This is a genomic window from Pseudomonas sp. Ma2-10 (assembly GCF_054330215.1).
Map to the genome: position 1 here is coordinate 34,769 of NZ_JBTEYL010000033.1, position 13,586 is coordinate 48,354.

The following is a 13,586-nucleotide window of genomic DNA, read 5'->3' on the forward strand; positions in this document are numbered from 1 at the left end:
GACCTTTGCTTGCCCTGGTGTTACAGGCTCGACCTCCATCGCATACACGCAAAACTCTGTAGTACCTACTGCGAAGCCCTTAGCTTCTGCTTTGAAGAACTCTTTTGAACACTTTAAATCGCACCCCAGTCGTTTTCCATTACGCAAAATCGAAAGGCCGTTAGCTATATATGTGAATCCGTGGTCACCTTCGGTGTATGAGCCCGCCCCCCCATCTGGGTTTACAGAAAGTCTGGCTCTGACAGCTATTGACCCGTCTTCAAAATAGCGGGCTTTTAGCAAAACCTTTTCTGTATCAATCTTACCCTCGATGGTACCGGCTTTCCCACAGTCATCTGCAAACAATGGGGACGAAGCACCTATTACCATATTGCCCAACTTAGCTTGTAGAGGAATTTCATATAATTTTACCTATGCGCATTAAAGCCAGACCAAGTGAATCCATCGGAAGATAAACCAATGAGGGTAAGCATCCCCCAGTTCAGACGCATGCTTGCTATACGTCAAGGCATCTTAAAGGTATTTACTTAATAGAACCTATCGCGATTGAGAATACCCAAAAAATGGATGCTGCTCTAAGTGTGAACTACTCTGAGTCGACCATACGGCTCGGTGGATAAGCTATGTCTAAGGCGCTGCTCCTGTTTATCGGGCTCTCACTAGGAGCGTCCGCTGCTGATTTAGATGAAGTGTTGAAGGGACGCGGCGTCTGGTGGAGGAGTCCCGCGGTGTATTCCAATCCATTGATCCAAAAACTTGAAGACATTGGTGTTCGTCGAGTTCACATCATGTTGACCAGAAAGCCGGTAGAGGTAACGAAATGTTCCGCTGCTCAGAAACCAGTACCGTTGGCCAAAGTTGACCAAGTCGAGAGGTTGGTGAGGGCTCTTCGGAAAAAGAACATGTATGTCATCGCGACTGTTTACTTGCCGCCAACGAAGAATGCGGTTGATGATCTACTGGATTCAGGCTCGGACCTCGTGCCAGCCTTGATAGCTGGGGGTATCGATGCTGTTGAACTCGATCTTGAGGGCCCTTGGAGACGGCACCCCGCTTGCGGGTACAAAGACCACGCCGCTGCGTTTCAAGACTTTAAGGATCGAGTCAAATCAATCAAACCAAATACTCCTGTAGGCATCACCACGCATGGTGGTCATATCGGAGCCTGGGAGATCCCGCTTGATGCGGCCGATTTTGTTTCAATGCAGGTCTACAGCAAATGCACCTCAGGCTGCAAAGCATTCGATGACAATAGATCGGGGCCTGGGAAGCGACAGAGATATATCCTAGGCAAGATGAAGAATATACAAGGACCAATCGTACTGGGTCTTGCAGCCTATGGGCAGAAATGGGATGGGCATACTTGGGATCAGGCCATGGGGCTGGCTTTGTCTGCTACCGAGGAGATTATCGCAAACGATCCCCGCGTAGTTCGCTATTCCTATTGGTCGTCACAATCGATCATGGGCAGCGAAAACGGCGATAAGCCATATCTATTTCTGTTGAAACATCCGCCGAAGTAAATATGCGCCCCCGGATTCCCCCGGATCTAGTGCTGGGCGCAATGAAAATTGGCGCGAGGCATTGCGCAACCACCTGCATCTGGTGATAACGACTCTTGAAGGTGCTAAGAGCATAAAATCATCGGGCTGCTCGGCTTTCCAAAGCCGTCTCTAGAGAAAACAAATAAAAGGCGCTGAATTTGCCTTAAACCTTCTCATCCTCAGCAGAGCTAACGCTGATCGCACTGGTAGCTTTCCGTAGCCGGCGCATCCCCCTCATAGGGCTAGGCTCTGAAACGAAACCCGGTCAACAGCTATTCATCCGCGGTAGTGTATTACGGAAAAAACCTGTCCGGTCAGTCACTGGTCAAGACCTTGCCCATTGATGCGCTGTGCCTGGTGGCCAAATTCAGGATTGAACAGAAGGGGGAAGCGGGTCTCCTTCCCCAGGCTACCGACTCAGACTGTTTCATTTGATCAATGACCTTGGAACTTGAGGGTGGCGAACCAATAGTAGTGCGTATCGATCAGATGGCCCTCAGGTGAAAGAGTCAAGGTTTTCATGGTGACGCTGTTTTCGACATTCGCACCAATAACGTCCATCTCCCCTGGCCTGACTTCTACTACTACATCGGTATGGCTATCGTAGTTATCGTCGAGGTCAAAGCGTCCTCGCGCACTTACCCATTTTTCAGCGTCACTACGCTTATCTTTTTTGCTAAAACGGGCATATACAATCAAATCACCGGGAGTCGGCGCGGATCCGGGATTGCCTATCGCATATCCCCAAAACAAGTCGTTAACCTCATTCTTTCGTGCCTTGATAAAACGGCGTATGAAATTGTGATGAGCAACCGTAAAGCGGTCCGAACCGGACCCTTCGTTCGCCACTCTTGCCGGCGGGTTGCAGCCAGCCAATCGAGCATCCGACAGAAGCATTTCTTTGGTCGAGCCGCACTTGAGAAATTGTTAAGCACGGGCGGACATTCAATAAAATTTATTCTGAGGAAAGTATGGAAAATTTTAAGCTTCTAACCCCCTTAAACAACGAAGAGCTCACTTTCAAAAATCGGGTGTTCATGGCGCCGATGACAAGAGGTCGATCCAAGGATCAGGTGGCCAACGAATTGACTGCGATGTATTACGCACAGCGCGCATCGGCGGGCCTTATTTTTACGGAAGGCACCCAGATCAGCGCCCAGGCCGTCGGCTGGACGAATACCCCCGGGATCTATACTCCTGAACAGATTGCGGGCTGGAAGAAGGTAAGGGCAGACGTTCGAAGCGATTGAAGACGTCCATGTAACCCTCGAAGCGTGCACGCAACTGGCGAGGGGTGTCATCGGGCCAGGACGTGATGTCGCCGCCAAAGCTGAAGCTCTCGCCTGCGGCGCGCACCAGCACGACGCGCGCGTCACTGCGTTCGATCGCGCTGACTGCCGTAGCCAATTCGTCAACAATCTGGTCGTCGATGCGGTTTTGCAGCGAGCGATCAAGAATGATCGTTGCTATGCCGTTGCCCTCGCCCGGGTCGCCAACCTGTCACGCGGGCTTGTATATCGAGGGATTCTGTAAAGCGACTGTCGAACGCATCGACCGCCACAATCAATTATCTTGCGTCCGATCGCGCAGCGCACACGGTCACCTTGCTTGCCCAAGCGTGTTACCGAAACGGGGCCGATGTCAAAGCCGATGGCTATACCTCCGCCAGGGTGCCAATGATGGGAGAAGCCAATTGATCGAAACCGCATGCATTGGCTTCTGTAAGTGTCCCGGGTTTTCTCATGGGGTCATGGAACTACGGTAATCACCAATCGCTGCTTTTGATTGGGCTCGAGTGAGCAGCGATGGTTGCATCCGGAGTACTTCGGTGACCTGAAGCGCGCTGACGTTTTTTTCCTTCCATACGTATGATTTGTAGCGGGCTGGGCCGCACGTCTTCCAACAATGAACTCAAACGCTCGAGCTCGCTAACTGCCCGCAGTACGGCGATTAGATTGATTAGGGTGCCTTTTCCCTGACTGAGCAACAGATGCAGCGTCTGACGACTGATGCCTGCATTTTGCGCCACGGCCTCAAGGCTAATGTTCCTCTTCAGGCGTAGCGTTTGGATTCGCGCTCCTACGGCTTGTGCGATGGCTTGGTCAGATTGAACTCGAAGTCGCATAGCGTCAGCTTTCCTAGACTTTAACGTGAGAAAATGGACTTTATGTAAACTATTCTAGACCGTATAGGAGACGTACTGTGGGTTACAACCTCGCCGTTGCACCGCTCGTAGGAAGGGATGGGGTTGGGTGCTTCTACGCCTATTTTGACCATGCAGTGGGGCGTGGCCATGCCACGGCCATCTGATCGGCACCGGAGCGCCTGCGCGGCTGAAGAAGAGATTTCGTGGGGGGGATGACTAATCCCGAGATTGCGCACGAGGCCACCAGGTGCGTTATGGCAGCCTGACAACCCCATCTGGAGGTGGACAGCCTCACCTGCAGTGACGGTGACAGGAAGGATGGGGGCATGGTTACCAACAGGCGCCAGATTGCCGAAACTGCCGCCCAGTTATGCTCGTGTCTGCCGCCAGTACGGCGGTATCCGGGGCCCGCTCTATAATTCCCTAGTAAACAGGCTCGTCAGCGTCCGCCAACCCCAGCTGGTTAGCCGACGAATCGACGCGGCGACGGTCGAACGCGGCCCCTAAATGCAAACACGTTGATCGCAGCCCGGACGCCGGCGCCTCCTGCCTGGATGGGGTGGCTTCACCGTGCCTCCCTCCTTTGAAACCTGTCCGCCTCCCCTTCGTCACAAACAACTCGCGGCCAACAAAGCCCACGCCGCGGTGCGCCGGCCAAATCGAACTACGCTGAACGTTAGGCCCAAGGCCTGCAGACCCGACGCGCTCGGCGCCAAAGTGGGTCAGAGGGTGGCCGGTGTAAGGGTTTTCCGCACAAAAACGCTGAAAATATCGCCTGACACGGGGTAACCCCGAGTTACCCCGTACCAGCAGACGCCTGCGACACAACAGCCATGGAGGGTTTCATAGCCTGTAATTACATGACCCGTGACACAGTACGAAATCGTCGGGAGGTGGAGCATGGCCCGAGGTGGCATTAACAAAGCGTTGGTGCAAGACGCCTGCACGGCGTTACGCAGCCGCGGGCAGTATCCGAGCATTGATGCGGTGCGGGTGCAACTGGGCAATACCGGCTCCAAAACCACCATCGCGCGCTATTTGAAAGAACTGCAACCGGCTCCCAGCACCGCATTGTCTTCCGTCAGGGACCGAATCAGCACACCGATCCTCCATATCATTGACGAACTCACCCACCAACTGCAGGTGGAAACAGACTTGGTGGTGACGCAGGTACACGCCGAACAGGCCCAGGAACGAATCCAGCACGACGCCGACTTACAGCGATTGCAACAAATGCTGGACAGGCAGGCCGAACAGGTGGCGGACTGGCAGACCCAGATAACGTCCGCACAAACAAAGCAACAGCAGATGCTGAACGCGTTGAGTGATCAAACGGCACAGCTCCAGCAAGTGCATGCGGACAACCACGGACTGCTGATCCGTCTTGAGGAGAAAGACGCGCAGATTGCCCAATTGACCGAACAACACACCCACACCCGCTTGAATTTAGAGCATTACCGGGACCAAAGTCAGGCACTGCGCGAGCAACTGATACGGCAACACGAACATCAGCTTCAGTTAATCAATGGGGAACTACGCCACGTGCAGGCGCAGTGCAACGCCAGCCAGGAAACACTTGTCCTGCTCAATCGGGACAATGAAGCGTTGATCCAGCAGCTAACGGCTAAACAACAGCAGGCCCATCAACTCGACAAGGAGTTGCGAGTCGTCACGAAACACCTTGACCAACTCCGCACCAACCTTGAACAGCAACATGGCGTTAACCAGGTGGTCTCCAATCAATTAGCTGAGGCACAGCGCGCGCTGCAATTGAGCGCACTAAGCTGCCAACACCTGAAAGGCGAATTGGCAAGATGGGTTCAAGTGGCGAAAGCCAACGGTTGGCCGGCGGTGTCTCCTGAGACAGAGCCGCCTAAATCGAATTAGCCTGAAATATTCCACCGCCGTAGCACCCCCCTGCAGCATCGATAAGCCGAATGCAGCGTGGCATTACCAAAAACCGGACCCTTAACTTCGTACCGTAGCCGCAACGCCTGCTGGAGCTGCTGTTGTTTAGACCGATCAGCCTGTTCAAACACGTAACCAAAGGCCCACCACCCTTGTTCGTCATGCACCAACGGCGTTCCTGAACTCCATTCCTGCAGGTCTTGCCAACACCCCACTCTAAAATTGAGTTCCTCATCGCCTGTGAACCAGTTCTGAACACGCGAGAGTCCATGTATATGCTCTAACCAACACCAAATAAGACTAGCCAGAAGGTAGCGCCCCGGGTACCAGGCCTGTTGAGCACAGAGCCGACTGACCGCACTAACCACTGCTGCCGGGTGGTCACGCGACCAGTTTGGCTTGCTGACCGCCAGTAACAAACACATGGTCAGGCGGTCAAGTTCATCACACCGCGCCAAGCTTTCCCGTAACTTTTGGGCGTTGGCACTCAAACAGCCTGGAAAATATTGGTTCAACAAATCGTCGGTGTTTGAGTGAAAGAAGCTCAATTCCAACACACGCCAGAACGGATGCTGGACCAATCGTTGTACTGCAGGGACACGGTTCGCAATGCAGAGAAGGTGCGCCTCGGAATAGCGGTATCCGCGCAATGCGAGCCCCCACCGCTCATTTTCTTCACTGGATTGCAGGCGATCCATGGTCTGTTCAAACCTACGAGCCAACACTTGGCGGGATGGTTTTATGTCGAGCACGTTGCATAGCACTAAAAGCGCTACCTGCATTTGCAAGTGTCGACAGTTTTGACGTTCGCGTACGACCATCATCAAATACCTCTACACGGCGAACAGCAGTTTTCGGAATCAGCCAACGTCCACATTATTACGCTCAATTTGGCAACAACCCGCTAAATATATTCAACGTTTCGCGGAAGCAAAAATACCTCATAGAGAAATACGTCGAATATATAGAGCGTTACGCGTGCTTGTTAAAATTTCAGGCAAGTTTAATAGGGGTACATTTTTGCCATCACGAGTCAGATAATTACGCCACCAACCGTGCAACACCATTCGCGAGCAGCGAGCGTCTTTGGTCTTAATCATCTTTGATTAGAACGAATGTAAGCTGCCTAATCAAACGCAAGATCGGGCTTGTTGGAAAGGGCCCTAAAGCCAATAGCCCACTTGCCAACGATCATTTCGAACGCGCTACTAGGACCATGTTTCACCATCAAAACTGTCGCGGCCTTGGCTAGATCATCAAGACGAGTTAACAGGTGCCAATGCCTCGGCTCTTTGGAATTCAGCCATCACGTAACGGCGATTCCCGTATAGCAATGAGGACTGAACCATGAAAAAAGATAATCGCACCGAAGGACAATCAAGCGCCCTTGATCCATGCGTAACTCCCCGGCCAAATGCGCGCACTGGTACCGGAGTAGAAATCATCAATGACTCGATAAATTGCTATTTATCATCAGCCGAAAAATCAACGATTACATATTTATGGCAGATGATTGCCTGGAAATTTGTACTATATGATCGAGCGTATGACGCCGACAAAACATTTGCCACACCCTCACTATCAACTATATATCAAAGAGTCCAACAGGCTGGCACAGCTCAAAAAAAAACACGCAACAACTGGCAACCGCCAACACCTAAGAAGAGGACTTTGTCAAAACATGAATTCAAACTTGAGTGGCACAACCTGGATGTTTTTTTAATTGCCCCCCAAACAAGACAGGTAATGAGAACTCCGATGCTAATTTTTAGCGAATTTTGCAAAACAGCTCCCACTTCCTCTGTCTATCAATACCGGCTCTTTGATTACTTCACAAGAATGCTGAAAAACCAAGCAGCAACGAACTTAAATCGTAAGCTTCGCGCAGTAGTAAATAAAGGTCCACAGACCCGAGATGATGAGCACTTGAGAAAAACGAAAAAAGCGACCAAGCTCGCCCAGTATTACCAAAACTTGGCCCTAGTCCATCACATTGATGTCTCAACTAAGCGTTACATCCTGGCTCTTTATCGTTTGGCTTGATGCCTACCAAACTAACCGCGGGGCCCAAATGCGGTAACGCCATTAAGCAGTGCGGAAACCTATACAATTTGACTAAAGGAGGAGGCTACAAATCCACGCCAATGTGTATTGCAGTAATGAATAAATGTCTATGTGTTTTTTGTTGAGTCCCTGCCGGTCTGATTTACCGCCCTGCCTTGACACTTTTTCTGGAGGACTGATTCATGTGGAGTGAACATGAGTGGTTAAACGGAGCGCGAACGCCGGTACGCGCCCTGCGTCGAAGTCATCCTGGATATCATCGAATCTATTTTCCCTCGCAGAAAAATCACCGTAACATTCTATGCGAGGGAAAGTTAGAGGCCGCTTATTGCGTGTGGCTCGAATGGGACACCGACGTCATCGCCTACGCCTCTCAACCTTATACGTTCCGTTGGAATGCAGATGGTCAGGCGTTGCGCTACACCCCAGACTTCTTTGTCCAACATCAGGATTCTGCCAATCACTTCACAGAAGTCAAATATGACTTCGTGCTACTTGCTGAGTCGTACAAAGAAAAACTGGCCAGCTTCCAACAGCTTTGCGACTCGATACACACAGTCTTAAAGTTGGCCGACCGGCAACAATTGACGGAGTCCAGTAAATTCCACACCCTCAGGTACTTGTATTTTCGCAGCCTCGGTATTACCCAACGCGAACAAGACTACCTTTCCGAGTATTTAAATCATTGCGCTGACTCCTTCTCACTCCGCACTATTTTAGGTACTCCCTCCTCTCCGACCCCTCGCTCGATCTGCCATCAACTATTCAAAGGTCTGTTACTGGCCAATTTTGACGAAATCTTGACCTTGGATACGCAGGTTACCTTGGGAGAATCACCATGAATGAGGAACCCGTACGGCCTGTGTTAGTAGGGGCGCGCTACCGCATGGACGGGAGAGTTTATGAAGTGATCAACGTTACCAATGGCCTGGTTTCTTTCAAAGATATAGAAGGCAGGCGAACTCAGCATATTTGTCCTGATGACTTGCAGTTTCTGCTGCATCGGAAGGAAATAATCTTGAGCCAACGTGCACCGCTGGATATTTCCCCAGCAGTGCTGATGCTCAACTCAAATGATCCTGCCATTGTCGCCGCAAAGCGAAAGCATTTTTATGTCATGGGCATCAATAAAATTTTCATGGGTGTATTGCCAAAAAAAGACTGCGAACGTGAACTGGAGGCACTAAGAAAACTGCAGGGTGATACCCGTACACCGTCCTTTAGCGCCCTTTGGAAATGGACGCAAGTTTGCAAAGCCGCTAACTGGAAACCGTGGTCCTTGATCAAAAAAAAAAGCAAATTGTCCCGAGGAAAATTCACATCCATAGAAACCCTCGAAATCATCGATCGCTACATTAACGAAGTTTATCTGTCCGACCAAAAGCATAGCGTCGCCTACGTTTACTTTCTAATCAAGGGTGAAATCTACAACAACAACCGACTGCGCCGCGAAAATAACGCTGCCACCATTCATCTGCCCTCACAGAGTACAGTACGCCGAAGAGTTTCTAAACTGTGTGGCTTATTGAAAGACACAAAACGGCTGGGAATACATGCAGGGCTAAAAAACAATAAATCCAGTTCACGGTGGGCGGAACCAACTTACTTACTAGAATTGTGCGGCATTGATTGCAAGACTCCGCTAGACATCATATTGGTGGACGCAGCTGGCGCGCCACTTGGGAAAATTGCTCACCTGCAAGCTATGATTGAGGTAGCAAGTCGAAAAATCATAGCGTACGACCTATCTGCCACTCCCCCTTGTGCAGAAAAGACATTACGTACATTGCGCATGGCATTGCAGGAAGCTTCCGGAGAAGAACTACAACGGGGAAAACCACATCACATCATCGGAGATAACGGACCCGAAAATTACAATGATACCGTCATCACAATACTTGACGCATTAAGCATCCAACACACGTTTATCCCAATAAAAACTCCCGATGCAAACGCTCACATTGAACGCTTTTATAACACACTCAACTCCTTTGTTCATTCGTTGCCCGGTACAACCTTCTCCAACCCAACTCATCGGGGCGGGTATGACTCGCTTGCGAAAGCCTGTCTGACCATGGAAGACCTACAAGCAAAGTTTTCTCTCTGGCTGGAGGGTGTCTACCACCAAACTGTCCACAGCGAATTAAATATGACTCCTAACGCAAAGTGGGACCAATTGATGGCCAAACAACTACCTCCTGAAAAAATGTCAGAAACTGAGTTAAACGAGATTTTGCGCGGGGTTAAACACCGTGCAATCAATGGGGGGCGAATTACATTTTTCAATCTGCAGTGGCGCGGACCTGGGCTAGCAGAATTGAAACACAAACTCAAACCCAAGCAAAAGGCTATAGCTTATTACGATATCAGTGACCTCGGTAAGATTTTGGTCGCACATCCTGAAGACCCAACAGTGCTAATTCCTGCCGAGGCAGCCAACCCTGCATATCAAAACGGGTTAACGCTTTATGAACACAATTTGGTATGCAAACGGCTCCGGGAGCAAAAGCTAACATACTCTGATGAAATTGCTTGCTGTACGTTACTCGACATCCATAGAGATATTGCCGAAAAAAAAGAACAGTTCAAAACAAACCAAAAGAAATCCAAACCCAAACTCAAACCCAAACTTTCTACCTCTCAGGACAAACGGAAAACGGCAGCTCGAATTGTCGCGCCTCGGGCAGCAGATGAGGACAACCCTCCATCGCCAAAGAGCCCTCCTTTAAATGGCTATTATCTAGAGTAACTCCTCATGATCGACATTGCAGCCACTCTCGAAAAATTTAAAAAATTTACGATTCCGCACGCTCAATATAAAAATGCAATTGATGTTATTACCAATAGTATAGAAACGACACAAGAGCGCGGCACTCCCAGTTGCGTCTTAATGACCGGCGAATCTGGTGTGGGAAAGTCAAGCATATGCAAACACGTTGAGCACATATTGGGGCCAAAAAAAGACGAGCTTTCCAAATTAGGAATGGCTGCAACACTACCATGCCTAAACTGCTCAATCCCTGCCAAACCTACAATAAAGACCCTCGCAGAGGAAATATTAGGAAAGCTTGGAACTCCCATGGCGGGCCAAGTAGGATCATTAGAATACCGAATCGTTCAGAGTTTAATTTATCGGAAGGTTAAATTATGTTTTTTTGACGAATTCCATCATTTGGCGACCAAAGGTGCGGAAAAAACGCAAACAACCACCTGCGATTGGATTAAGTATCTATTAAATGAAAGCGGCGTTCCTATCTGCCTTTCTGGAGAAGAAGGTTATGATGTCATTATCAATGCGCATCGACAGCTGGCGCGGCGCTACACATACCGTATAGCATTAAAGCCCTTTCCATTCAGCCGCAGACCTGATTCGGAATTTCGGCTGGTACTTAGTGCCTTCGCCGAAGAAATGATAAACCTAGGAGAGCTTAATAACTATGTTTACTTATCAGACGAACGCTTTGCATCGGCTATTTATATGGGTTGTGCGGGAAATATGGATGGCCTGCGCTTAATTTTGTATGGCGCTTTCAAGTGCGCATTGTTACGAGCGGACCATACCCTACTTTTAGAAGACTTCGCCCAGAGCATTGACAATTACTCTATACCTACACGTATTGAGCCGCGCAAAAACCCATTCCTTATCAGTAATCGCGACGTCTTAAAAGCCATCAAAAAATGAAATCACTATTTTTTGTACCGATACCTTATCCGGACGAAAGCCCTACCAGCCTCCTCATGCGCACGGCTCAAAAAAATGGCTATTTCAGTGTAGCTAAAATGTGCCGAAGCATCAAAATAGAAGGTGACCTTCATCGGATTGGAATGCTGACTCATCAGCACGCTATTTTTGAACTGCTGTGTCAAGAAGCTCCCCCACTGGCTCCAAATCTACGTGAGGTGTTTTTTCCCCAGCCTCAGAAAATTTTATTAAATACCTCCAAGATATTCATCAACAACTATGCCGTTCCACGAAGAATTTTTCGTAGCGATTTTTGTCCCTGCCCGCAGTGCCTTGCGGATGGCTATACACGCGCACCACAAGATCTAAAAATATTCGATGACTGCCCATATCACAATCTTTCGCTATTAAAAGTCTGCCCTCAGTGTGGCGCTCATAACAAATGGTATAATCTAAAAAATTTTCACTGCAGCTGCGGCTTCAACTACTTAATTTCCTACATTCTTCTTCCACAACCCAAACGAGAGATCTTGTTAAACACAAGTTTCGGCCCTCATAGTGCTCGGCGCATATTGAACAACATACACAAAAACAGGAACATGCGCGCAGCAATTTTTCCTAATCTCATCCATACAGATGAGCACAGCCTCTGCATTACAGAGCAGATACAAGAGCTATTAACCCGAGAACTGTCTACTCATAGAAAACTCCCGCTACAGGTTTTCCAGGCCCCTTGGTTACATGTAAAAGACCAGGACATCAGAGATTATTCCCTCGATTTTATCAACCGCAACCATCACCAAGACAAAGCGTGCAACTCGAAACTTTGCTGCAAGCATATTGAGTTAAGTTTCGACGAACTGTCTCGCTCTATCGACAGCACCACAAAAACCAGGAAATTAATTCACGAGAAGCAAGTAACTCCATTAAGAGACTTCCCATCCAATATTATCTATTATCATGCCGGCAATCTATGCGAAATAACCAACTACAAATTATCAATACAACAAAATCATAAAAACAACAGAGAACCAGAATTTTATTCAAGTCTACGACAAGCCGCAAACACACTACACACCAACTCAACTGCACTACGTGAACTAATCAGCGCACGGCTGATTCCAGGCATCATAACTGGCGATAGAGCATTTTTTATACCTAAAAACGAAATCCAAAAATTTCGTCAAAAATATATCTTCGCTACTGAATTAGCCAAAACTTGTGGCATCCTCACAAGATCGCTTACCCTAACATTAAAAAAGATGAAACTGGAACTTGCATTCCCACGCGCTACACCTTCCTTCCCTGCTATCTTCCACAGAAATACCATCCCCAAAAATTTATCCAATGAAATAAACTCATTTAGAAGGCATAGAAATTCAAGAGCAGATATGGGCTATAAGCTTGTTAAAGAACTCTCATCAAAAATCAAACTTAACATCGCCACAACGAAGTTCATACTGTCACACATATGCGCTTGCACAAATCCTAATTGGTGGATTTCCACATCAGAGAGAAACGCATTAGTATCTTGGCGCAAATCTCACTTCACAATTAAAGACGTCTGCGCCTTGACAAAAACCCACCGCCTCTTGATAAATACTCGCTTCATTCACAGCGGCCTAATAAAACCAACAAAAATATACAGAACAAATTTCATCACTCAAGCAGACGTGAAATTTATAACCAAACACTTAAAAAGTTATGTTTCAGTAATACAATCCTCCAAGTTATTTTCAGTTTCCGAGTCTAAGATCAGGAAGCTCATAGCACAGAACATATTGAACACATCGATTTTGAAACATGGGTGCGGCCATCAACAGATTTTACTCGCAAACAACAAGAAAAACGCCAAAATACTTAATGAAATCTAACCTTCAAACGCACCCACTACAAACTTCAAACTCGAACACGCCTCTCCACCAACAACTCCCCCAACCTTAGACAACTTCACCCTATCAGCAAAATGCCATCTTAAATTTTGCCCTGTACTACATACTCCTCAGTAATCCCCCTCCCTGAAACATATCTCCGCTCATCGCCACCAAAAAAAACTTTGGTCTTTCAGAGTGAAGATTTGAAAAACCAACCCAGCTTGTCCTTTCCTCATTAGCCCCCGCTACCTTAACTAATTTACAGTCCATCGTAACTGATCCATAAACCCCACCTACCGCAAGGTGAGGCCTTGGTTTACCGTGGCATTTGCGGTGAGCAGTTCCACGGCAACAACGCTTCATAGTCT

General features: G+C 48.5%; 11 protein-coding genes. 8 read left to right on the forward strand and 3 right to left on the reverse strand.

Annotation, left to right across the window (positions count from 1 at the left end):
• The first annotated feature begins 623 nt into the window (after positions 1-623).
• Positions 624-1,523, forward strand: coding sequence for a hypothetical protein (locus ACXPVS_RS25385; protein ID WP_458512349.1), 900 nt, complete (start codon positions 624-626; stop codon positions 1,521-1,523).
• A gap of 456 nt (positions 1,524-1,979) precedes the next feature.
• Here the strand turns inward: ACXPVS_RS25385 and ACXPVS_RS25390 are convergent, their stop codons facing one another.
• Positions 1,980-2,441, reverse strand: coding sequence for a DUF2272 domain-containing protein (locus ACXPVS_RS25390; RefSeq protein ID WP_458512350.1), 462 nt, complete (start codon positions 2,439-2,441; stop codon positions 1,980-1,982).
• Positions 2,442-2,515: 74 nt separating this feature from the next.
• Between ACXPVS_RS25390 and ACXPVS_RS25395 the strand changes: the two genes are divergently transcribed.
• Entirely contained in the window at positions 2,516-2,794 is a 279-nt protein-coding gene (locus tag ACXPVS_RS25395) for an oxidoreductase (protein WP_458512351.1), read from the forward strand.
• Here ACXPVS_RS25395 and ACXPVS_RS25400 read toward each other — a convergent pair.
• Positions 2,694-3,014, reverse strand: coding sequence for a hypothetical protein (locus tag ACXPVS_RS25400; protein ID WP_458512361.1), 321 nt, complete (start codon positions 3,012-3,014; stop codon positions 2,694-2,696). The genes ACXPVS_RS25395 and ACXPVS_RS25400 overlap by 101 nt on opposite strands.
• Positions 3,015-4,590: 1,576 nt before the next feature.
• Between ACXPVS_RS25400 and ACXPVS_RS25405 the strand changes: the two genes are divergently transcribed.
• A complete protein-coding gene (locus ACXPVS_RS25405) occupies positions 4,591-5,577 on the forward strand; it encodes a DNA-binding protein (protein WP_458512352.1) in 987 nt (328 codons plus the stop codon).
• On the opposite strand, the gene ACXPVS_RS25410 is transcribed toward ACXPVS_RS25405, so the two are convergent.
• Positions 5,574-6,422 (reverse strand): hypothetical protein, encoded by an 849-nt coding sequence (locus ACXPVS_RS25410; protein WP_458512353.1) that lies wholly within the window; start codon positions 6,420-6,422, stop codon positions 5,574-5,576. The two genes, ACXPVS_RS25405 and ACXPVS_RS25410, sit on opposite strands and share 4 nt — an antisense overlap.
• A 523-nt stretch (positions 6,423-6,945) precedes the next feature.
• Here ACXPVS_RS25410 and ACXPVS_RS25415 point away from each other — a divergent pair.
• From ACXPVS_RS25415 to ACXPVS_RS25435, 5 genes are all read left to right on the forward strand, one after another.
• A complete protein-coding gene (locus ACXPVS_RS25415; protein WP_458512354.1) occupies positions 6,946-7,641 on the forward strand; it encodes a hypothetical protein in 696 nt (231 codons plus the stop codon).
• Between the two features lie 203 nt (positions 7,642-7,844).
• Positions 7,845-8,504 carry a TnsA endonuclease N-terminal domain-containing protein gene (locus tag ACXPVS_RS25420; RefSeq protein WP_458512355.1) on the forward strand — a complete coding sequence of 220 codons (660 nt, stop codon included), beginning with the start codon at positions 7,845-7,847 and terminating at the stop codon, positions 8,502-8,504.
• Entirely contained in the window at positions 8,501-10,411 is a 1,911-nt protein-coding gene (locus tag ACXPVS_RS25425) for a hypothetical protein (protein WP_458512356.1), read from the forward strand. Before ACXPVS_RS25420 ends, ACXPVS_RS25425 begins: the two co-directional genes overlap by 4 nt.
• A gap of 6 nt (positions 10,412-10,417) precedes the next feature.
• Positions 10,418-11,344 carry a TniB family NTP-binding protein gene (locus ACXPVS_RS25430; RefSeq protein WP_458512357.1) on the forward strand — a complete coding sequence of 309 codons (927 nt, stop codon included), beginning with the start codon at positions 10,418-10,420 and terminating at the stop codon, positions 11,342-11,344.
• A complete protein-coding gene (locus ACXPVS_RS25435; protein ID WP_458512358.1) occupies positions 11,341-13,218 on the forward strand; it encodes a hypothetical protein in 1,878 nt (625 codons plus the stop codon). Before ACXPVS_RS25430 ends, ACXPVS_RS25435 begins: the two co-directional genes overlap by 4 nt.
• Positions 13,219-13,586: the final 368 nt, after the last annotated feature.

What these genes read in the sequence shown, in the direction of transcription:
- ACXPVS_RS25385 (WP_458512349.1), top strand. Translation starts at nt 624, where the DNA reads ATGTCTAAGGCGCTGCTCCTGTTTATCGGGCTCTCACTAGGAGCGTCC.
- ACXPVS_RS25390 (WP_458512350.1), bottom strand. Translation starts at nt 2,441, where the DNA reads ATGCTTCTGTCGGATGCTCGATTGGCTGGCTGCAACCCGCCGGCAAGA.
- ACXPVS_RS25395 (WP_458512351.1), top strand. Translation starts at nt 2,516, where the DNA reads ATGGAAAATTTTAAGCTTCTAACCCCCTTAAACAACGAAGAGCTCACT.
- ACXPVS_RS25405 (WP_458512352.1), top strand. Translation starts at nt 4,591, where the DNA reads ATGGCCCGAGGTGGCATTAACAAAGCGTTGGTGCAAGACGCCTGCACG.
- ACXPVS_RS25410 (WP_458512353.1), bottom strand. Translation starts at nt 6,422, where the DNA reads ATGATGGTCGTACGCGAACGTCAAAACTGTCGACACTTGCAAATGCAG.
- ACXPVS_RS25415 (WP_458512354.1), top strand. Translation starts at nt 6,946, where the DNA reads ATGAAAAAAGATAATCGCACCGAAGGACAATCAAGCGCCCTTGATCCA.
- ACXPVS_RS25420 (WP_458512355.1), top strand. Translation starts at nt 7,845, where the DNA reads ATGTGGAGTGAACATGAGTGGTTAAACGGAGCGCGAACGCCGGTACGC.
- ACXPVS_RS25425 (WP_458512356.1), top strand. Translation starts at nt 8,501, where the DNA reads ATGAATGAGGAACCCGTACGGCCTGTGTTAGTAGGGGCGCGCTACCGC.
- ACXPVS_RS25430 (WP_458512357.1), top strand. Translation starts at nt 10,418, where the DNA reads ATGATCGACATTGCAGCCACTCTCGAAAAATTTAAAAAATTTACGATT.
- ACXPVS_RS25435 (WP_458512358.1), top strand. Translation starts at nt 11,341, where the DNA reads ATGAAATCACTATTTTTTGTACCGATACCTTATCCGGACGAAAGCCCT.